Source organism: Hymenobacter guriensis, assembly GCF_015773195.1.
Taxonomy (GTDB): domain Bacteria; phylum Bacteroidota; class Bacteroidia; order Cytophagales; family Hymenobacteraceae; genus Hymenobacter; species Hymenobacter guriensis.
In genome coordinates this window covers 49,394-69,311 of the sequence record NZ_JADWYK010000001.1, presented here as the reverse complement: position 1 = coordinate 69,311, position 19,918 = coordinate 49,394, and the positions used below count along the sequence as shown (strand labels likewise).

15 protein-coding genes are annotated in these 19,918 nt (G+C 59.5%); 6 read left to right on the top strand and 9 right to left on the bottom strand.

The window, feature by feature from the left end:
- Positions 1 to 458: 458 nt before the first annotated feature.
- The 4 genes from I5L79_RS00290 to I5L79_RS00275 form a co-directional block, all read right to left on the bottom strand.
- Complete coding sequence (locus I5L79_RS00290; RefSeq protein WP_149069025.1) at positions 459 to 785, bottom strand: HesB/IscA family protein; 327 nt, start codon at positions 783 to 785, stop codon at positions 459 to 461.
- Between the two features lie 80 nt (positions 786 to 865).
- Positions 866 to 1,276, bottom strand: a complete 411-nt coding sequence (locus I5L79_RS00285; protein ID WP_196953021.1) for a hypothetical protein — start codon at positions 1,274 to 1,276, stop codon at positions 866 to 868.
- Between the two features lie 90 nt (positions 1,277 to 1,366).
- The gene (iscU, locus tag I5L79_RS00280) at positions 1,367 to 1,783 is read right to left on the bottom strand and encodes a Fe-S cluster assembly scaffold IscU (protein ID WP_125429181.1); all 417 of its coding nucleotides are present in this window, start codon (positions 1,781 to 1,783) and stop codon (positions 1,367 to 1,369) included.
- A 117-nt stretch (positions 1,784 to 1,900) separates the two neighbouring features.
- Positions 1,901 to 3,115 (bottom strand): IscS subfamily cysteine desulfurase, encoded by a 1,215-nt coding sequence (locus I5L79_RS00275; protein ID WP_317191341.1) that lies wholly within the window; start codon positions 3,113 to 3,115, stop codon positions 1,901 to 1,903.
- A gap of 168 nt (positions 3,116 to 3,283) precedes the next feature.
- On the opposite strand from I5L79_RS00275, the gene mce reads away from it, so the two are divergent.
- The 3 genes from mce to I5L79_RS00260 all read left to right on the top strand — a co-directional run bounded on the left by mce (position 3,284) and on the right by I5L79_RS00260 (position 5,943).
- Positions 3,284 to 3,691, top strand: a complete 408-nt coding sequence (gene mce / locus I5L79_RS00270; RefSeq protein ID WP_196953020.1) for a methylmalonyl-CoA epimerase — start codon at positions 3,284 to 3,286, stop codon at positions 3,689 to 3,691.
- A 146-nt stretch (positions 3,692 to 3,837) separates the two neighbouring features.
- Complete coding sequence (locus I5L79_RS00265) at positions 3,838 to 4,416, top strand: L-threonylcarbamoyladenylate synthase (RefSeq protein WP_196953019.1); 579 nt, start codon at positions 3,838 to 3,840, stop codon at positions 4,414 to 4,416.
- A 96-nt stretch (positions 4,417 to 4,512) separates the two neighbouring features.
- Positions 4,513 to 5,943 (top strand): CCA tRNA nucleotidyltransferase, encoded by a 1,431-nt coding sequence (locus I5L79_RS00260; protein WP_196953018.1) that lies wholly within the window; start codon positions 4,513 to 4,515, stop codon positions 5,941 to 5,943.
- A gap of 170 nt (positions 5,944 to 6,113) precedes the next feature.
- On the opposite strand, the gene I5L79_RS00255 is transcribed toward I5L79_RS00260, so the two are convergent.
- Both I5L79_RS00255 and I5L79_RS00250 read right to left on the bottom strand, forming a co-directional pair.
- Positions 6,114 to 8,699, bottom strand: a complete 2,586-nt coding sequence (locus I5L79_RS00255; RefSeq protein ID WP_196953017.1) for a PspC domain-containing protein — start codon at positions 8,697 to 8,699, stop codon at positions 6,114 to 6,116.
- 44 nt (positions 8,700 to 8,743) lie between these two features.
- Positions 8,744 to 9,097, bottom strand: a complete 354-nt coding sequence (locus I5L79_RS00250; protein WP_196953016.1) for a PadR family transcriptional regulator — start codon at positions 9,095 to 9,097, stop codon at positions 8,744 to 8,746.
- 294 nt (positions 9,098 to 9,391) lie between these two features.
- Between I5L79_RS00250 and I5L79_RS00245 the strand changes: the two genes are divergently transcribed.
- Complete coding sequence (locus tag I5L79_RS00245; protein WP_196953015.1) at positions 9,392 to 10,480, top strand: putative type IX sorting system protein PorV2; 1,089 nt, start codon at positions 9,392 to 9,394, stop codon at positions 10,478 to 10,480.
- A gap of 47 nt (positions 10,481 to 10,527) precedes the next feature.
- On the top strand, positions 10,528 to 15,528 hold the full coding sequence (gene porU2, locus I5L79_RS00240) for a putative type IX secretion system sortase PorU2 (RefSeq protein ID WP_231402623.1): 5,001 nt from the start codon (positions 10,528 to 10,530) through the stop codon (positions 15,526 to 15,528).
- Between the two features lie 226 nt (positions 15,529 to 15,754).
- On the opposite strand, the gene I5L79_RS00235 is transcribed toward porU2, so the two are convergent.
- From I5L79_RS00235 to I5L79_RS00225, 3 genes are all read right to left on the bottom strand, one after another.
- Complete coding sequence (locus I5L79_RS00235; RefSeq protein ID WP_196953013.1) at positions 15,755 to 16,240, bottom strand: dihydrofolate reductase; 486 nt, start codon at positions 16,238 to 16,240, stop codon at positions 15,755 to 15,757.
- A gap of 40 nt (positions 16,241 to 16,280) precedes the next feature.
- Positions 16,281 to 17,237, bottom strand: coding sequence for a methionyl-tRNA formyltransferase (fmt, locus tag I5L79_RS00230; RefSeq protein ID WP_196953012.1), 957 nt, complete (start codon positions 17,235 to 17,237; stop codon positions 16,281 to 16,283).
- 91 nt (positions 17,238 to 17,328) lie between these two features.
- Positions 17,329 to 18,597, bottom strand: a complete 1,269-nt coding sequence (locus I5L79_RS00225; RefSeq protein WP_196953011.1) for an exo-beta-N-acetylmuramidase NamZ family protein — start codon at positions 18,595 to 18,597, stop codon at positions 17,329 to 17,331.
- Between the two features lie 113 nt (positions 18,598 to 18,710).
- Here I5L79_RS00225 and I5L79_RS23560 point away from each other — a divergent pair, with 113 nt between their 5' ends.
- Positions 18,711 to 19,859 (top strand): ABC transporter permease, encoded by a 1,149-nt coding sequence (locus I5L79_RS23560; protein WP_317191340.1) that lies wholly within the window; start codon positions 18,711 to 18,713, stop codon positions 19,857 to 19,859.
- Positions 19,860 to 19,918: the final 59 nt, after the last annotated feature.

The window sequence follows — 19,918 nt, the reverse complement described above, 5'->3', positions numbered from 1 at the left end:
CGGCGCTAGGTTCGTCAACAAACAAAAGGCCTTTCGCATGTGCGGAAGGCCTTTTGTTTGTGATACTGGTGTCCGAGGGCTTCTAGATGGCGTGGTTAATAAGAAACGGCTGTCATGCTAAGCTTGTCGAAGCATCTCTAACGCTTCGTTGCAATAACAGTGATTAGTCTGAGGTAGAGATGCTTCGACAAGCTCAGCATGACGGGCTATTAGGTTCAGGCCTCTTTTGCGGTTACTGCCCATATAGCTCGGGAAGTGTGTACGAGTGTTTTCAGAAATCAATAATGCTTGTGCGCATACGTAGGAGCAGGTCTTGCCCTGGTCTGTCGATAAACGAAATCGGCAAAGTACTGTAGGCCCGAGCAGGGGCAAGCCCATCCTACAACGCTTAGGCATAAAAAACAGGCCACCCCCGAAGGAGCGGCCTGTGCTGTATTCAATTCGGCTGTGCCGGTGGCTTACACCGAGAAACTCTCGCCGCAGCCGCAGGTGCGGGAAGCGTTGGGGTTGTCGAAGTAGAAGCCTTTGCCGTTGAGGCCGTCGGAGAAGTTGAGCTCGGTGCCGGCCAGGTAGAGGAAGCTTTTCATATCCACTACCACCCGCACGCCCTTGTCTTCAAACTCCTGGTCCATAGGCTTCACTTCGTTGTCGAAGTCGAGCTTGTAGCTCAGGCCCGAGCAGCCCCCGCCGGCTACCGAGGCGCGCAGACGATACGTATCGTCGAGCTGGGCGTCGGCCATCAGGTGGGCTACTTTTTCTTTGGCTTTATCAGAAACGGTAATCATGTCGGTTGTCAGTTGTAGTGGCCGGTTTTCAGGCGGGCACGTCAGCAGGGGAGTGGCGCGTCCGGCCTGATAACAATCAACTACGAAGAAGGATTCAGGACTACGCTGAATACGGTGAGCGTGGTCTGGTCGCGGCCGTAGTAGAGCTTGTCGAGGGCTTCGTAGGGGTTGTGGGCGCGGAAGTAGGAGGTGTGCAGCTCCTTGTCGCCGCGGGCCCGCCACTGGATGGTATAGGAGCTTTCGTTGTCGCGGGCGCTCTTCACGTAGGCCAGCATCTTGCGCAGGGCATCGAGCCGGTCGTAGCCCACCTCGTAGCGAAACAGGAAGCTCTGGTGGTGGCGCGGGTTCACGGTAATCAGGTCCAGCCGCACCTGCCCGGGCTCCAGCTGTCGGAACTCAAACAGCAGCTCGCCGGCGCCCAGCCCCAGGTACTCCTCGATCTGCCGCTGAATCCGCGCGTTTTCCACGCGCACATCCTGAGAAACGTCCATGTATATAGAAGTGAGAGGTTCGAACTGAGAAGTGAGAAGTCAACCCCGATACGTGGAATCTAACTTCTCACTTCTAGTTTCTCAGTTCTACTAGTGGTGCGACTTGGCCATTTCCAGCTCGGGAAGGCCGTTTTTCACGCGGTAGTCGTTGATGGCCGACTTGATGGCGTCTTCGGCCAGCACCGAGCAGTGGATTTTTACGGGCGGCAGCGCCAGCTCTTCCACAATCTCCATGTTGTCGATGGCCAGGGCCTCGTCCACGGTCTTGCCTTTCAGCCACTCCGTCGCCAGCGACGACGAAGCAATGGCCGAGCCGCAGCCGAAGGTTTTGAACTTGGCGTCGGTGATGGTGTTGGTCGCCTCGTCCACCTCAATCTGCAGGCGCATTACGTCGCCGCACTCAGGAGCGCCCACCAGGCCGGTGCCTACGTTCTTTTTGCTTTTGTCCAGCGTGCCCACGTTGCGGGGGTTGCTGTAGTGGTCGATTACCTTATCGGAGTAAGCCATGACTTTTCTTTGAAAAGAATGAGTAATTAATAATTAGTAATTAAAAATTTGGAAGAGCGTTGCCGATACCAGATGACCGGGAATTACTCATTCCTAATTAGTAATTACTAATTGAAATCAATGTTCAGCCCACTCAATGGAGTTGAGGTCGATGCCTTCTTTGAACATCTCCCAGAGCGGGGACATTTCGCGGAGCTTGGTTACGGCTTCTTTCACGTGGCCGATGGCGTAGTCGATCTGCTCATCGGTGGTGAAACGGGACAGGCCGAAGCGCAGGGAAGAGTGCGCCAGGTCGTCGCTCAAACCGAGTGCCTTCAGTACGTACGAGGGCTCCAGCGAGGCCGAGGTGCAGGCCGAGCCCGAAGATACTGCCAAGTCCTTCACACCCATCATCAGGCCTTCGCCTTCCACATACTTAAAGGAGATATTGGTTACGTGGGGCAGGCGGTGCGTTACCGAGCCGTTCACATAGCTTTCCTCCAGGGTCAGGAGCTCTTTTTCCAGCCGGTCGCGCATGGCGCTGAGACGGGCGGTGTCGGCGGCCATTTCCAGGCGGGCCAGCTCGCAGGCTTTGCCCAGGCCCACAATGCCGGGTACGTTGAGCGTACCGGAGCGCATGCCGCGCTCGTGTCCGCCACCGTCCATCTGGGCGGTAACTTTCACGCGGGGGTTCTTGCGGCGCACGTACAGGGCACCAATGCCTTTGGGGCCGTAAAACTTGTGGCCGGTGAAGGCCATTAGGTCGATGCCGTCGGCCAGAACGTCCACCGGAATCTTGCCCACGGCCTGGGTGCCGTCGGTCATAAACAGGGCGCCGTGCTTGTGAGCAATGGCGGCAATTTCGCGGATGGGCTGAATAGTGCCGGTTTCATTATTGCCGTACATGATAGTCACCAGAATGGTCTGGGGCGTCATGGCCGCTTCCAACTCTTCCAGGCTGATGAGGCCCTCGGCATTTACGGGCAGGTAGGTTACGCGGGCACCCTGCTTCTCTAGGTGCTTGCAGGTATCCAGCACTGCTTTGTGCTCGGTAGTTGCCGTGATGATGTGGTTGCCTTTCTGCGCGTACATCTCATACACGCCCTTAATGGCCAGGTTATCCGACTCCGTAGCGCCCGAGGTGAAGATGATTTCCTTGGGGTCGCAGCTGATAAGGGCGGCAATCTGCTCACGGGCGTAATCCACAGCTTCCTCGGCCTGCCAGCCGAAGGGGTGGTTGCGGGAGGCCGCGTTGCCGAAGTGCTCCGTGAAGTAGGGCAGCATGGCTTCCAGCACCCGCGGGTCCAGGGGTGTGGTGGCGTTGTTATCGAGGTAAATTGGCAGCTTCAGCATAGTGCTTGATGGGCGTCGGATGAAAGTCAGCGGCAAAGGTAGCCAGCGGAGAATTATTCTCTCCTAGAACACGTAACCCGGCGGGGAGGTTTACTTTTACGCCACAAAAATAGACACAATCCAAACAAGGTAGGCTACTTTGTTCTGCCTCTTTTCCCACCCACCCCTATGTTCATCAATCTGGAGCACCTGGGCCTGGCCGTTCGCGACCTGGACGCCGCCACTGACCTCTACACGCGCCTGCTCGGCGTGGCCCCGTACAAGAAGGAGCACGTAACCAGCGAGGCCGTGGATACGGTGTTTTTTCAGGTAGGTGGCTCCAAGGTTGAGCTGCTGGCCGGTACCTCCCCCGACAGTCCTATCACGCGGTATCTGGAGAAAAAGCCCGAGGGCATTCATCACGTAGCCTTTGAGGTAGAGGACATCCGGGCGGAAATGGCACGGTTGCGGGCCGAGGGCTTCACCCTGCTCAATGAGGAACCCAAGCGCGGGGCCGACAACAAGCTGTTCTGCTTTGTGCATCCCAAAACGGCCGCCGGGGTACTGGTGGAGCTTTGCCAGAGTATCCGGGACTAACTGCCGGAGGCGTTTTCCTGCCTACTTTTAGCGTAATGAGGCGTACATCTTTAGCCCGCAGAGGCTGCCGAGGTTTTTGCTGAGGGCGCGTAACTCCTATAGGCGGCAGAACCATTCGCCCGTCTTTTTTCATTTCTGAACCCGCTATGGCCAGTAATTTTTTTCGCCAGGAAGTAGACTCCGCCGTGGATGCACTGTTGTTTCAGCAGGTTATCCTGTACCCTACTGATACCGTGTGGGGCCTGGGCTGCGACGCCGAGCTGCCCCGGGTGGTTGACCGTATCTACGCCCTAAAAAACCGCCCCGCCGAAAAAGCCTGCATCCTGCTGGTCGCCGATGAGCAGATGTTTGCCCGCTACGCCGCCGTGGTGCCGCCCAACCTGCCGGAGCTGCTGGCCGCCGAAACGCGCCCTACCACCTACGTGGTGCCGGCTGCCCCAAGTGTAGCCGCCAACCTGGTGGCACCCGACGGCACCATCGGCCTGCGCATTCCCCGCGACGAATTCGCCCACAAAGTGGTGCAGCGCCTGGGCCACGCCCTGGTGTCGACCTCGGCCAACCGCAGCGGCGAGCCCACAGCGGCCACCTTCTCAGCCATCAGCCCCGCGCTGGTGCGGGCCGTGGACTACGTGGTGAGCTGGCGCCAGGATGATGAAACACCGGCCACGCCCTCGCGGGTGGTGCGCGTGCTGCCCGACGGCGCGCTCGAAACTCTGCGCGAGTAAGCCATAAGCGAGGCTGGCGGCCGGCAGCTGCCGGGGCGGCGGAAGTACGAAGCGGGGCGGTTACCTTTGCAGCTTGTCTGGCTTACGGTACCGCGCATGAAAACTCCCCAGCTTCCCGATTTACCCTTGTTTCGTACCATTGCCGACGCGGCCGGTGAACTGGGCTACCCGGCCTACGTTATCGGGGGCTTTGTGCGCGACCTGGCGCTGGAGCGGCCCAGCAAGGATGTAGACGTGGTGTGTGTGGGCGACGGTATCCGGCTGGCTCAGGCCGTGGGCCAGCGGCTGCCTTCCCGCCCGCGCGTCACGGTGTTCAAGAACTTCGGCACGGCCATGCTGCCCACGCCGGAGGTGGAAATCGAGTTTGTAGGGGCCCGCAAGGAAAGCTACCGGGCCGAGAGCCGCAAGCCTGAGGTGGAAGCCGGCACTTTGGAAGAAGACCTGGCCCGCCGCGACTTCACCATCAATGCCCTGGGCCTGAGCCTCAACCCCGAAGACTTCGGCACTCTCGTAGACCGCTACGACGGCATGGGCGACCTGCGCCGCAAGATCATCCGCACACCCCTCGACCCCGACATTACCTTTTCCGATGACCCGCTGCGCATGATGCGGGCCGTGCGCTTTGCGGCTCAACTCAACTTCGATATCGAGCCCGACACCTTCGATGCCATTGCCCGCAACAAGGAGCGTATCAAAATTGTGTCGCAGGAGCGGATAACCGACGAGCTGAACAAGCTGATTCTGGCGCCCAAGCCCAGCTACGGCTTCAAGCTGCTGTTCAGCTCGGGGCTGCTGCAGCTGATTTTCCCGCGCATGGCCCAGCTGCAGGGCGTGGAAAAGCGCGGGCAGCACGCCCACAAGGACAACTTCTACCACACCCTCCAGGTACTCGACAACGTAGCCGAGGCCGGCGGCGACCTGTGGCTGCGCTGGGCCGCCATTCTGCACGACATTGCCAAGCCCGCCACCAAGCGCTTCGACCCCAAAGTTGGCTGGACCTTCCACGGGCACGAAGACAAAGGCGCCCGCTGGACGCCTGCCATTTTCACCGAGCTGAAGCTGCCCCTGGGCGAGGAAATGCGCCAGGTGCAAAAGCTGGTACGGCTGCACCTGCGGCCCATTGCCTTGGTTAAGGAAACCGTAACGGACTCGGCCGTGCGCCGCCTGCTGTTTGAGGCCGGCGACGAAATAGACCGGCTGATGCTGCTTTGCAAGGCCGACATCACCAGCAAGGACCACCAGCGCGTGGCGCGCTACCTGCACAACTTTGAGCGGGTGGAGGAAAAGCTAAAGGAAGTAGAAGAGAAGGACCACCTGCGCAACTTCAAGCCCGTGATTACCGGGGAAGTCATTATGCAGACGTTTGGGCTGAAGCCTTCCCGCGAAGTGGGCGAGCTGAAAGAAGCCGTGCTGGAAGCTATTCTCGACGGTAAGATCCGAAACGAGTTTGAGGAAGCCTTTGCCTTCCTGTTGCAGCAGGGGCAGGCCAAAGGACTTCCTCAGGGTCATCATTCACTCACCAAATAGGACCCACTCTTACTTCATATTCACCGCTTGTATAGAGGCGGGTCGGGTACGCTTAGTTGCCTGGCCCGCCTCTTATTTTTTCGCCTCAACCAGCCGCTGTTCAAACCGACTGCAAAGGTGTTGGTTGTAAGTTGCTCGTTCGGTAGCCGGCGTGTTAAGGTTTCGCTACCTTATTCCTCGTCAGTAGCCGTATCCTCATCTGCATCAGCGGAGGTGATGGCACGCACCCGGGACCCGCCCGACTCATCTTTCTGCACGTTGGCGGGGTTGCCGGCGTAGTGTACGTGGCTGGAGCCCGTTACCTCGGCCTGAAGCCGCTCGGCAACCCGTACGCGGGCCCGGCTGGCGCCGGACAGGTCGATGGAAGCACGGTTGGTTTGCAGGCTCAGCGCTTCGATTTTGCACACGCCCGAGCCATCAATGTCCAGCTCCGTAGCCTTGCCGCGCACGGCGGTGTTGCAGGCCCCACTCAGATCTAGTTCCAGGCGCGGCACGTTCACGTCGAGCTTGGCCGTGCTGGCCCCGCTCTGCTCTATTTGCAGGGCTTTGCCTTCGAAACCTGATACATCGGCCCGGCAGGCGCCACTCAGGTCGAGATGAATCAGCTCCGGCATCTGCACCCGGATCAGAATGGGCTCCCGAGTGCCGGAAAACCCAAACAGGCCGTCGCGGATGGAGCGGATGCGCAAGCCGTCGCCTACTGTTTCGATGCGCAGCTGGCTGATGTCGCGCTCTTCGCCGGCCGCTTCGATCTGGTAGGTGTCGCCGCGGCGTACCACAATGCGGTAAGCGCCACTGGCTTCGATGGTGTTAAAATCATCCACGTTGAAGGTGCGGCGGCCGCTGCCGTAGCCGTTCAGATCGGTGTCGAAATCCGGCTTGCCCAGGTCGATGTTGATGGACGAGCCGTCCGAATCTACATCGATGTCGAAGTCATCATTATCGTTGTCGTCGTTGTCGTTATCGGTGCTGGGGGGGCAGCCGATGCACTCCAGCTTGTTGCCGCGCAGCTGGAAGGTGCGGTCTGCCACGTCTTCGGGGATGTTGTTACCTACGAAGAACTCGCTGCCGAGCCAGTAAGCAAAGTCGCGGCTCATGCGGTAGCGCCGGTCGCGGGGCAGGCGGATGGTCAGTAGCAGCTCCTGGCCACGCAAGGGCGAGCCGGCGGCAATACGGAAGTGGTTGTCGAACACGAGAGTGGAGTCGTTGAGGCTGCGCATCTGGTACGAGACGCTGGAGCCGGCCGTACGGGCCGCTTCCTCTTCCGTCACGCCCCGGGCGCTGGCTTCGCGCAGCACGCTCAGCACCTGGCCGCTGTCTGCCACTTGCAGCACCGAGCCCGTCCATTTGCCTTCTTCCAGGTCGCGCAGCTCCAGCCGCACGGTGCGGGCGTTCAGCTGCGGAAACGATACGTCCTGGGTCTGGTCGCCTTCGCGCTGGAAGTTGCGGCTGATATGCACGCCTCCCATTACCGAGCCCACGATGCCCAGGAGCCACAAGCCCAGCAGGGTGAGCGAGGCCGTGCGGCTCAGGATAGAGCGGCGCAGCAACAAGCCCAAACCGGCCAGCAGCATGGCCAGAGCCGGAATAAAGGCCGCGAGAAAAGCGCTGAGCAGGAACCAGCCGGGGAAGTCACCTAGCACGGTGTAAGCAGCCACGCCGTCAATTTCAAACTGCTCGGAGGTGAAGACGCCCAGCCCGGCACCCAGCATGATGATGGTGCCGATGAGCAGCGAGAAGCCAATGATGATCAGGAAGGCGGCAGCGGCTACGCGGAGCAGGGTGCCCAGCACACTGAACAAGGGGCTCAGGTTGCGGAAAAACTCTTCCAGAAAGGTGCCTACCGGGCGCCCCGAGCTGCCATCAACGGCCTGGTTGCGCACGGAGGAGTCGATGCCGGACAGGGTTACCGCGTCGCCGCGCATCCGGAGGCGGTCGGAGGCCGTTTTGGCCTCCGGCAGCAGAATCCAGAGCACAATGTAGAGCGGGATGGCGAAGCCGCCGGCAAACACGCCCAGCACAAACAGCAGCCGGAACACCACCACATCTGTCTTGAAATAGGCAGCTAGACCGGCCGAAACCCCACCTACTTTGCCGTTGTCGGTGTCGCGGTACAGCTTCTTGAAGGTAGGGTCTTCATCGGCGGGCGTAGCATCGTACTTTTTGGGCAGCACAATCCAGAGGATGATGTAAAGCAGGAAGCTGATGCCGGGCAGGTCGAGGTTGCCGTTGTCGCCGTCCGTCCACCGGTGGAACAGGATGTTCGGCAGGAAGAGAAGGGCGAGGAAGCCCAGCCGGATCCAGAGCGGATTGACGCTGAAGTAGCGGGCAATACCGGCGGCAACGCCCGCAATCTTGCGGTTGGCTATGTCACGGTACAGGCGGCGGGGCTCGGCATCAGCGGCGGCGGTGTCAGCGGCGGCAGCCGGATCGGCCTGGGGCATGCGGCCCGTGGCTACGGCCTGCTCCAGCTCGTCCTCGTCCAGCTCATCGGCCGACTGAAACTCGCTTACGCGGCCCATCTTGGCGGTCATTTCCTCCACGTCGCTCAGGGTGATGACCTGTTTGGTGGAAGAAAGGCGGGCGGCGAACAGCTCGGCAATGCGGCCCTCAATGTCGGCCACAATCTCCTCGTGGCCGGGGTAGCCGGAAAAGTGCGCCCGTACTTCGGCCAGGTAGCGGCCGAGGACTTCGTAGCCATCTTCTTCAATGTGGAAGATCAGGCCCTGCAGGTTGATACTGATGTTCTTTTTCATCTGGTGCTGCGGTTCAGGAAGTACTGGTCAGAAACTGCCGGCCGTTACTCGGCGGCGGGGGTAGGGGTGGAGGGCTGGGAGCGGATGATCTGGATGGACTCCTCGATTTCCTCCCAGGTGAGGCGCAGCTGGTGCAGGAAGTCCTGCCCCACAGCCGTGAGGGTGTAGTACTTGCGGGGCGGACCGGAAACAGACTCTTTCCAGGTATAATCCAGCAGGCCGGCGTTCTTTAGGCGGGTGAGCAAGGGATAGAGGGTGCCCTCTACCACAATCATACGGGCTGCCGTCAGCTCTTCGAGCATATCGGAAGCGTAGACCTCGCCCCGGGCAATTATTTCCAGAATGCAAAACTCTAGAATGCCCTTCCGCATCTGCACTTGGGTGTTCTCTACTTTCATAGGACTGATGCGTGGTAGTGGATGAAGAATGAGACAAAGATATTGAAAGGTACTATGCAACGCAAGGTACTAGGTAAAAATATTTTTATCTTTTTTCGCCGAAGCCCTTTTCTGGCTGGAATTGGCACTTTTTGCAGAGCTTTGAAGTCTGCTTCAGGCAGTTCGCACGAATGGCGCCGGGCCTCACCGGGCCGGCTGGATACTTGGTCGAAAACCGATATATTCAGTGCACTATTCGCCCGACCTTCGCGTTAAGCAGCCACCGCCTGTTACCCGATTTCTGTATCCCCGCATATGATGCACCTCTTCCGTTTTGCCCGCGTGCTGGGCGTAGTTGGCCTGAGCGTTACCCTTACCACGGCTGCCCTGGCGCAGAGCACCGACAACACCCCGAAGTATGCCAATGAATTTCTCAACATTGGGGTAGGGGCCCGGGCCCTGGGCATGGGCAACACGCAGGTGAGCCTGGCGCAGGATGCCACGGCCGGCTACTGGAACCCGGCAGGTTTGCTGGGCCAGAAAACCAAGTACGATGCCGTGCTCATGCACTCGGAGCTGTTTTCGGGCATCGTAAAAAACGACTACGCGGCCTTCTCCATGCCCCTCGACGAGCGGAGCGCCATCGGGGCCAGCATCATTCGCCTTGGTGTGGATGACATTGCCGATACCCGCAACCTGGTGAACGAGTACGGGCAGATCAACTACGACAACATCACCTACTTCTCGGTGGCCGACTACGCCATGCTGCTCTCCTATGCCCGCAAGCTGGGCCCCGAGGGCCTCACGGTGGGCGCCAATGGCAAAATCGTGTACCGCAATGTGGGCTCCTTTGCCACGGCCTGGGGCTTTGGCTTCGATGCCGGTGCTCAGTACCAGCACGGCAACCTCCGCCTGGGCCTGATGGCCCGCGACATTACCACTACCATCACGGCCTGGTCCATCAACTCCGAGAAGTTCCGCAACAGCAACGATACGCTGGCTATTCCCAAGAGCAGCTCCGAAATCACGCTGCCGCGGGTGGTGCTGGGTGCCGCCTACAATGTGAAGCTGCCCGGACAGTTCTCGGCCCTGGTAAGCACCGACCTGGAAACTACCACCGACGGCCGGCGCAACACGCCCATTTCTACCAGCTTTATTAGCATTGATCCGAAGCTGGGCCTGGAAGTGGCATACCACAGCGTGGCCTTCCTGCGGGCGGGCGTCAGCAATTTTCAGAAAATCGAGGGCACGGCTTCCACCAAGGAAAGCTGGCGGGCCCAGCCCAGCCTGGGCGTAGGCTTCACTACCAGCGGCCTGCGGCTGGATGTGGCCTTGTCGCGCCTGGCCGTGGAGCAGGCCAAAACCAATTCCATCATTGTGTCGCTGGGCTACGGGTTTCATTAAGCCCGCTTGCCTGAGCAACCCATTTCTACGTCAAAAACGCTTACTCAATGTATAAACGCTACGCTAACGCCAGTACCTGGCGGCTTCAGTGGGGACTTTTGCTGGTTCTGCTGATAGCGGCCACCCGTCTTTTTGCTCAGTCGGGGCCGTATGGCAACGAGTGGATTGCCGAGGGACAGCCGTACTACAAAATCAAGGTGGTGCGCGACGGTATCTACCGGCTCGACTATCAGTACCTGACCAAAGCCGGTGTTTCCGGGGTGAAGCCCGAGGAGCTTCAGCTTTGGCGCCGGGGCAAGGAAGTGGCCATCTATGTGGGGGGCAACCAAAGCAGCCTTGATGCTACCACGTTTGTGGAGTTCTACGGGCAGCGCAACGACGGGCTGCTGGATCGGGGCATGTACATCAAGGCCACCGACCAGCCGCACGCCCTGTATAGCCTGTTTACGGATACGGCGGCGTACTTCCTGACCTGGAAAGCCGGCGTAGCAGGCAAGCGCATGGCCGAGCCAACCGGCAGCAGTACGACTACGCATGCTACCTGGAAGAAAACCCGCATGTCGTTGCAGACCGCCAACTACAATCCCGGCGACGTAGCCCTGTTTTCCTATGCTCCCTGGGCCGAAAAGGGGGAAGCCTTCCTGTCTAACCCCATTACCTCGCAGGCGCCCACGGCCAAATGGGTTGTCGACAGCATTCAGGTTCAAAGAATCAGCGGTGACAGCGTTAAGGTGGCCACTCTGCTGGTGGGCAACTCGAGCACTGACCACACGGTCACGCTTGATTTAACCGATGTGGCCGGCAATACCCTGCGCACTATCCAGACCGTAAAGTTTTCGGGGCTGAACTTCCGGCTGGTCAGCTTCAGCGTGGCCACGACGGAAATCAGCGCGGATGGCAAGCTGGGCGTGAAGGTAACCATGCCTGACCCGCTCACGAATCCTTCCGACCGGTTCCGGGTAGCTTACATCCGGGTGGATTATCGGCAGAAAGCCCGGTGGAGAAACAGCAAACGGGTGTTTTTTGAAAACGACTCCACACTGGCCGGCCCGGCCTACTACAAGCTGGATTCGATTCCTGCTACCACCGTGGGCTACGATATTACCGAGCCCTACGCCGTGCAGCGCGTGGCGGGGGAAACGACCGGCACAGACCAGCGCGGCTTCCTGTTTCCGGCAGCCACGGGTGTTACCCGAAAGCTGTTGATTGCGGATGCGGCCAAGGCTATTCTGCCCCGGTCTATCAGCCGGGTATTCTTTAAATCAATAAATGCGGCCAAGGCCAACTATATCATTGTAAGCCACCCGGCGCTGATGACGCCGGTGGGCGACGTGGCCAACCCGGTGCGGGCCTACGCCGACTACCGGGCTTCCACCGTTGGGGGCAGCTACGACACGCTCGTGGTGACGGGCCCGCAGCTTATCGACCAGTACCATTACGGGGAGTTGTCCCCGCTCTCCATTCGGCACTTTGTGGAATGGGTGCTGACCCAGGGCGAGGTGGCCAACCGGTACATGCTGCTGCTGGGCAAAGGCCGGCAGATCGATGGCCGCAATGTGTCGACGAATAACTTCGTCGTAACCACGACGCGGGCCTATTCGGATATCTTCTTTTCCTCGGATTGGGAGAAAGGCTCCTACCTGGCAAAAATTCCGACCGGGCGTTATCCTGCCAGAACGTCGGCGGATATTCTTAACTACTTAAATAAAGTAAAAGAGCACGAGGCACTGGGCGACGAGCCGTGGCGCAAAAACATCCTGCACCTGTCGGGCGGGGAGCAGGAGTCGGAGTTCGTGCAGTTCAGGAACTATGTCGACGAATACAAGGCCATTGTAGAAGGACCGCTGTTCGGAGGCAAAGTGGTGCGCACCATTTCGCGTAGCACCCTAGGCAACCGGCCGGTATACATCAATATTGCTCAGGAGCTGAACGCGGGCCTGTCGCTCATTACGTACTTCGGGCATGGTTCCCCAACGGATTATGACCTGAACGTGGGCGACCCCAGCGACCCGTTGAACAACTACAACAACAAAGGCAAATACCCGATTTTCCTGGTGAATGGCTGCTCGGGCGGCAACGCGTTTCTGACCACTGCTTTCACCATCGGCGAAAACTGGATGCTGGCCCAGAACAAGGGCGCTATCGGCTATCTGGCCAGCAGTGACTATGGCTTTGAAAACCAGCTGCACTACTACTGCACGGAAATCTATAAAGCCTTGTTCGCTGATCCGGCCTGGTACGGCAAACCCATTCCGGTTATTCACCGCGAAGTCGCGCGCCGCCTGCTGGCACGTTACTCAAACGATATTCATGCCGTGTCGATGGCCATGAATACCATTTGGCAGGGCGACCCGGTCCTGACGATGTATGCACCCGAAAAGCCGGACTACGCAACCGATAACTCCCGGGTAAAACTGGTGCCCGGCGTTGGGCAAACCAAGGTAGATGCCAACGCTACGTCTTTCCAACTGCAGGTTTCGGCCAGCAACCTGGGCAAATGGACGGGCGACGATGTGACGGTGAAAGTAACCCGCGAGTATTCCAGCGTGCGGGGCAATGAAACGTTCAGCAAAACCTTCACGCAGATCGGCCGCGACACGGTTCTAACCTTCGATTTCACGAATTCCGGTGACGTCTTTGGCTCCAACCGATTTACGGTAGAGCTGGATAGCGACGGCGCAGTGGCCGAACTCAACGAGACGAATAACACGGCTACGCTGGAGTACAGCTTCCTGAAGGGCGGCATTACGCTGATTTCGCCAACTGAATTTGCCATCGTGCCCACCGCTACGGTGCATTTGGTAGGGCAAAACAACGACCCGGCGGGCGTAGAGCGGGCATATGAGTTTGAGCTGGATACGGTTTCCACCTTTAATAGCCCGGGCGTCAAGCGGGAAACCGTCATGGCCAGGATCCTGCCCGACTGGCGCCCCGAGCTGCCGGCCGCTGCCGGGCAGGATAGCGTGGTGTATTACTGGCGGGTGCGCTTCAAAGACCCTGGTGCCAACGAAACAGCCGAGTGGGCCACCAGCTCTTTTCGCAGCATTCCTGGCAGCCCCACGGGCTGGTCGCAAAGCCACTATGGCCAGTTCCTGCGCGACGACATAACCGGCCTGACCCTGACGCCTCCAGCCGCTAAATGGGCCTTCGAGAAAGTGCAGGTGCCTATTGCCTTGCGCACCAGTGGTGCCTACTCCAGAACATTTGGTATTCAGGTGGGTGATGCGCCAGTGGGCAGCGAACTGTGTAACGTTCAGATTCCTAACTTCCTGGTTAGTGTCTTCAACCCCCAGACGCTGGCCCCGGTTACCGACATTCCTGGAGGAGATTATGCCCAATGCGGGCGCGAGTCGGCTCGCTACTACACGTTTGCCACCACGAGCAGCAACAGCATGAACACTGCTCCTACGCAGGCGCAGTTTCTGAACTTTCTTCGGAATATTCCGGAGGGCTACATCGTGGCGCTGATTTCAACGAACCGAATTGCCTTCACCAAATTCTCGCCCGAGTTGAAAGAAGCCTTCCGGCGGCTTGGCTCAAAGCAAATTGACAACCTGAAGGACAACGACCCATTCGTGCTTCTGGGTCGGCAGGGACTGGCTTCCGGCCAGGCGCAGGAAGCTTTGCCTAGTTCAACCGACCCAACGCCCCGCAGCAGCCAAATCGTTTCCCTCACCAGCACCCTGGAAACCAACGGCAGCTCTGGCAACATTACCTCCACGCTCATCGGGCCCTCCACCAGATGGGGCACCCTGTTCTATACCTTGCCGGTTACGGGTACGAGCAGCGCCACGCTGAATGTAATTGGGGTAGATGCCCAGGGCAACTCGCAGGTAGTACGTGAAAACGTGGCTCCCTCGCAGGTTGACCTGAGCACGGTTTCGGCTACCGACTTCCCCTACCTTCAGCTGCAGCTGAAGCTGAAGGACGAAGCCAACCGCGTGGCGCCGCAGCTCAAGCAGTGGCTGGTGACGTATACCGGACTGCCGGAAGGCATTGTGCGCCGCGACCTGGCCGCCGCCGGTAGCTACGACAACCTCGACAAGCAGGCGGAAGCAGGCCTGGTGCAAATACCGGTGGTATTCCAGAACACGTCGTTGGTGGACTTTGCCGAGAAAGTGAAGGCCGTGGCTACCATCACCAATGGTAACACGGTGCGCACGGTGGAGCTGGAATCGGAAAGCGCGCTGAAGGCTGATGCCTCGGTAACGTATTTGTTCAAGCTGGATGTGTCGGACCTGGCGGGGGCTACCACGGTGAAAGTGGTAGTGAACCCGCAGCTGCAGCCGGAGTTGTACTACTTCAACAACGAGCTGTCCGTGGCCTTCAACACCCCCGACAAGAACCTGCCCCCCACGCTCGATGTAGCCTTCGACGGCCAGCATATTCTGAACGGGGACATCGTGTCGCCTTCGCCCATCATCACCGCCTTGCTGCACGACGATGACACCCGGCGCCCAATGGAAGCCAGCAGCTTCGAAGTGCTGCTGACGCGCCCGGATGGCTCTACGCAAGTGGTGGACATGACCAGCGCCAACATCACCTTTAAGGCAGATGTGGCCAAAGGATCGGCACAGATCGACTACCGCCCCGAAAAGCTGGCGGATGGCAAGTACAAGCTTTACGTGCAGGGTAAAGACCTGCGGGATTCCAAGGCGGCTACGGAGCGGTACGAGGTGTCGTTTGAGGTAATAAACGCCTCGACCATCACCAACATCTATCCGTTCCCGAACCCGGTGACCAGCAAGACGCGCTTCGTATTCACGATGACGGGTTCCGAAATGCCCCGCGACATGAAAATCCAGATCATGACGCTGACGGGCAAAGTGGTGCGCGAAATTTCGATGGCTGAGCTGGGCCCACTGCACATTGGCAACAACATGACCGAGTACGCCTGGGACGGCACCGATGAGTTCGGCGACAGGCTGGCCAACGGCACCTACCTCTACCGCGTGGTGATGGACAACACCAGCCAGTTCGAGCACCGCCGTACCAGCGCCGACAAAGCCTTCAAGAAAGACTGGGGCAAGCTGGTGCTGCTACGCTAGCGGTGAGTTAGTGAGATAGTGAAATGGTGAGTTCTTGAGCCGGTCCTTGCGAGCATGTGGCGCATCAAGCCAGTGTCGAAGCAATCCGGCCCGGACAACGTCCTGAGCCATGAAATATGAAAGCCCCTGCCGTCTGTTGACGGCAGGGGCTTTCTGCTAAAGGATGTGTCTAATTCTGAAAAGGACGGATGGCTTCGTCTTTGCCCAGCCATGCCACACGGCTACGCTACCGCCGCCGCAGCGTGACGAAGCTGAAGGCGTAGGCGTGTTTGGCATCGGGCTCGTGCCGCTCGCGGTTTTCCTCGCGCCAGTCGCCGGGCGTGAGGTCGGGGAAGGTCACGTCGCCCTCGAAATCGTGGTGCACTTCGGTAAGGTATACCACGTCGGCGGCGGGCAGGGCCTGGCGGTAGATTTCGCCCCCCCCAATCACAAATACCTGCTCATCCAGCGGCGCGGCCATTTCCAGAGCTTCGAGCACGGAGTTGGCAACCCGGCAGCCTTCCGCCTGCCAGTCGGTCTGGCGCGTGACTACGATGTTGGTACGGTTGGGCAGCGGCCGGCCAATGCTTTCAAACGTGCGGCGCCCCATAATCACGGGGTGGCCCTGGGTGAGCTGCTTGAAGTGCTTTAGATCCAGCGGCAAGTGCCAGAGTAGCTTGTTTTCGCCCCCAATCACGCCGTTATCGGCTACGGCTACTACCAGTGCGGTCATAAGCTAATAGAAGAAAAAGAGGTGGCCCCGCAGAAAATGACTAGCCGTTCTGCAATCCTAGTTGGCTTACGTTGATACCGCGCAGAAAGTCCTGCACGGGCATGCGCTTCTTGCCTTCCAGCTGCACGTCCAGCAGACCGAGCAGACCGTTGGCGGTTTGCAGGCGCAGGTAGGTGCGGCCGTCGGAGTGCCAGCGCCCGGGCTGGCTGGCATCGGGGCCGCTGGCTTCCTCGTCGTCGAGGGGCTGGGCCTTGAATACCTTGAGCGTGCGGCCATCGGGTAGCTGGGTGAAGGCCGTGGGAATGGGGGAGAGGCCGCGCACCAGATTGGCCAGCACCGGCGCCGACTGCTCCACATCGAGCCGGCCGGTTTCCTTCTGGAGCTTGGGCGCGGGGCGCAGCTCCGGCCACGTGGGCTGCGGAATGCTGGGCGCCTGTCCGGCCGCAATAGCCTGCACCGAACGCAAGGCCAGGGCCGCGCCGGCCATCTTCAGCTTTTCATACAGCGTCCCGAAATCATCTTCCGGCAGAATAGCCACCGCGTCCTGATAGATGAGGTTGCCGGTATCAATTTCGTGCTGCAGGAAAAAGCTGGTGACGCCGGTTTGCGTCTCGCCGTGGATGAGGGCCCAGTTGATGGGCGCAGCCCCACGGTATTGCGGCAGCAAGGAGGCGTGAATATTGATGGAGCCCAGGCGTGGCATGTTCCACACGGCCTCGGGCAGCATCCGAAATGCCACCACCACCTGCAGATCGGCCCCGTAGCCGCGCAGCTCAGCCTGAAACTCCGGCGACTTCAGGTTGGTGGGCTGCAGCACGGGCAGCTGGTGCGCTTCGGCCGCGGCTTTCACCGCCGAGCCCTGTAGCTGCCGCCCCCGGCCCGCCGGCTTATCCGGCGCCGTGACTACGGCTACCACCCGGCACCCGTCCCAGGAAAGCAACGCTTCCAGCGTGGGCACCGCAAACTCGGGCGTGCCCATGAAAATGATGTTCAGCATAGTTTATCAGATGGTTGGAGGGCGCTGAGGTAGTTCTTCCGCGTCTTCCGCGCAACCCTCCGCGCCTTCTGCGGGCTAACCTCGCCCACGATTAATTAAAGTCCGGATACAGCAGGTACTTCTGGCGCAGAGCCTTGTACTGGCCGAGTGCCGGCTCCCAGGAAGCCCGTATTTCCTGCTCCGACTTGCCGGCTACCACCTGCTGCCGTAGCGTTGAGGTGCCGCTGAGCTGCTCGAAGTACTTGCCGAAGAATTTTTCCTTGGCAGTGCTCTGGCGGTAATAGTCCAGCAGGTACTTCAACGTGAAGCCCACTTCGTTGCCGGTCTGGCGCAGGTCTTCGCCATAGCACAGCTTGCCGTTCTGCGGGGGGGTGGGCGAGCCGGCGTTGGGGCGGGGCGTGAAGCTGAAGGGGCGCGGGGCGGGCTGCGTGGGTGCGCCAATCAGCTCAAAGGGTGCGTCGGTGCCGCGGCCTACGCTTACGTCGGTACCCTCAAACAGGCAGATAGCCGGATAAAGCGCCACGGCGTGGGCGTTGGGCAGGTTGGGGGAGGGGCGCACGGGCAGCTCGTAGCGTGTGGCGTGAGTGTAGCCCTGCACCGGCACCACCGTGAGGCGGCACTGCCGGCCGCTGGCCAGCCACTTTTCGCCATTAATCATCTTGGCCAGCTCGCCCACCGTGAGGCCGTGCACCACCGGAATGGGGTGCATGCCCACAAACGACTTATGCTGGGGCTCCAGCACGGGGCCATCCACGTACCAGCCGTTGGGGTTGGGCCGGTCCAGCACCAGCACTTCTTTGTTTTGTTCGGCCGCCGCTTCCATCACGTAGTGCATGGTGCTGATGAAGGTGTAAAAGCGCGTGCCCACATCCTGAATGTCGAACACCAGCACGTCCACGTTCTGCAGCATCTCGGGGGTAGGCTTTTTGGTGGCGCCGTAGAGGCTGCGCACGGGCCGGCCGCTGCGGGCATCCTTGCCGTCTTTGATGGTGGCCCCATCAGCGGCCTCACCCCGGAAACCGTGCTCCGGCGCAAAAATAACCGTTACGTCTACGCCTTTCGTCAGCAGCGTATCCACCAGATAGGCGCGGCCCACGCGGGCCGTTTGGTTGACCACCAGCCCCACGCGCTTGCCTTTGAGCAGGGGCAGATACTGATCGAAGCGGGCGGCGCCTACTACCAACGGCGCGGTTACGGGCTCAGCGGCCAGTATTTGTGGTGATGATGATTGCGCTTGGCTCACCTCCGCTACGGAGGAGTTAGCGTTTGAGGGTGAGGTGCTTGACGAGCTGGCCGCCCGGCTGCAATCCGTGAGCAGGAGCGTAAAACCGAGCAGGTTGGCAAAAAGGGCTGTAGGCATGTACAACGAAGCTAGAAAACTGAACGTAGACGTGTAGCTTTACGCCAGTGAACGTCTCCCGGTATATATCCCACAAAATTGACGGTGCCGATGCGGGGTCTTTTACCTCGACGGTGACAAAAATAGCCATTGTCAGCATAGCGCTGGGCGTGGCGGTCATGATTGTGTCGTTTTCCATCCTGGAAGGCTTCCGCAATGAAATCCAGAACAAGATATTCTCGTTCGGGTCGCACCTGACCATCAGTAAGTACGACAACAACAACTCCCTGGAGGTTGAGCCCATCGGCAACGTGCAGCTGCTCAACGACCTGAAACGGTTTCCGGAGGTTCAGTCTACCCAGCCGTTTGCCCGCAAAACGGCCATCATCAAAACCCGGGAAGAGGTGCTGGGCGTGGTGCTGAAAGGCATTGACGAGCGGCAAAGTCCGTCCCTGATGAGGCAGAATCTGGTGGACGGCAAGTTCCTGTCTTTCCCCGATACAGCGGCTTCCGACCAGGTGCTGCTCTCGCGCAAGGTGGCCGACAAGCTGCGCCTGAAAGTGGGCGACGACGCGCTGTTCTACTTTATTCAGAATCCACCCCGCGTACGGCGCTTCGTGGTCAGCGGCATTTACCAGACGGGCCTTGATGAGTTCGATGAAGTGTACGTTATCGGCGACATTCGTCAGATCCGGGAGTTGAACGCCTGGCCCGATACGCTTGTAGGCGGCATGGAAGTGGTGCTGAAAGACTTCAAGCAGCTCGACCCGGTAGCCGACAACCTGTACGAAAACCTGCGCTACGACCTTAAGCTCGATAAAATCACGGACGAGTACGCCCAGCTGTTCGACTGGCTGCAGCTGCTCAACCGTAACGTGGTTATCTTCCTGCTGCTCATCGTGTTCGTGGCTACCTTCAACATGGTGGCTACCATCTTCATCATGATTCTGGAGCGCACCAACATGATTGGCGTCCTCAAGGCCATCGGCGCCACTGACAACCAGATTCGGAGCATGTTCTTTTTCCGGGGCCTGAACCTGGCAATACGTGGCATATTCTACGGCAACCTGGCTGGCCTGGGCTTCTGCGCCATTCAGTACTTCTTCCACATCATCCCGCTGGACCCCGAGAACTACTACATGGACCGCGTGCCGATTTACTGGGACCCGCTCATCATCGTGGTGCTCAACGTGGCTACTTTCCTGATGTCCCTGTTGGCCGTGCTGCTGCCTACCTACCTTATTTCGCGCATTAAGCCCGTCGTGGCTATCAAGTTCGATTAAACCACGGATTCGCGCGGATTTTTCGGATTAGGCGGATTTTGCAGTCGTAACAGTTGGTG

Excerpts from the sequence above, each read along its gene's own strand:
- fmt (WP_196953012.1), bottom strand. The coding sequence starts at position 17,237 with ATGCTGAACATCATTTTCATGGGCACGCCCGAGTTTGCGGTGCCCACG.
- mce (WP_196953020.1), top strand. The coding sequence starts at position 3,284 with ATGTTCATCAATCTGGAGCACCTGGGCCTGGCCGTTCGCGACCTGGAC.
- I5L79_RS00250 (WP_196953016.1), bottom strand. The coding sequence starts at position 9,097 with ATGAAAGTAGAGAACACCCAAGTGCAGATGCGGAAGGGCATTCTAGAG.
- I5L79_RS00290 (WP_149069025.1), bottom strand. The coding sequence starts at position 785 with ATGATTACCGTTTCTGATAAAGCCAAAGAAAAAGTAGCCCACCTGATG.
- iscU (WP_125429181.1), bottom strand. The coding sequence starts at position 1,783 with ATGGCTTACTCCGATAAGGTAATCGACCACTACAGCAACCCCCGCAAC.
- porU2 (WP_231402623.1), top strand. The coding sequence starts at position 10,528 with ATGTATAAACGCTACGCTAACGCCAGTACCTGGCGGCTTCAGTGGGGA.
- I5L79_RS00235 (WP_196953013.1), bottom strand. The coding sequence starts at position 16,240 with ATGACCGCACTGGTAGTAGCCGTAGCCGATAACGGCGTGATTGGGGGC.
- I5L79_RS00225 (WP_196953011.1), bottom strand. The coding sequence starts at position 18,597 with ATGCCTACAGCCCTTTTTGCCAACCTGCTCGGTTTTACGCTCCTGCTC.
- I5L79_RS00255 (WP_196953017.1), bottom strand. The coding sequence starts at position 8,699 with ATGAAAAAGAACATCAGTATCAACCTGCAGGGCCTGATCTTCCACATT.
- I5L79_RS00245 (WP_196953015.1), top strand. The coding sequence starts at position 9,392 with ATGATGCACCTCTTCCGTTTTGCCCGCGTGCTGGGCGTAGTTGGCCTG.
- I5L79_RS00265 (WP_196953019.1), top strand. The coding sequence starts at position 3,838 with ATGGCCAGTAATTTTTTTCGCCAGGAAGTAGACTCCGCCGTGGATGCA.
- I5L79_RS00275 (WP_317191341.1), bottom strand. The coding sequence starts at position 3,115 with ATGCTGAAGCTGCCAATTTACCTCGATAACAACGCCACCACACCCCTG.
- I5L79_RS00260 (WP_196953018.1), top strand. The coding sequence starts at position 4,513 with ATGAAAACTCCCCAGCTTCCCGATTTACCCTTGTTTCGTACCATTGCC.
- I5L79_RS00285 (WP_196953021.1), bottom strand. The coding sequence starts at position 1,276 with ATGGACGTTTCTCAGGATGTGCGCGTGGAAAACGCGCGGATTCAGCGG.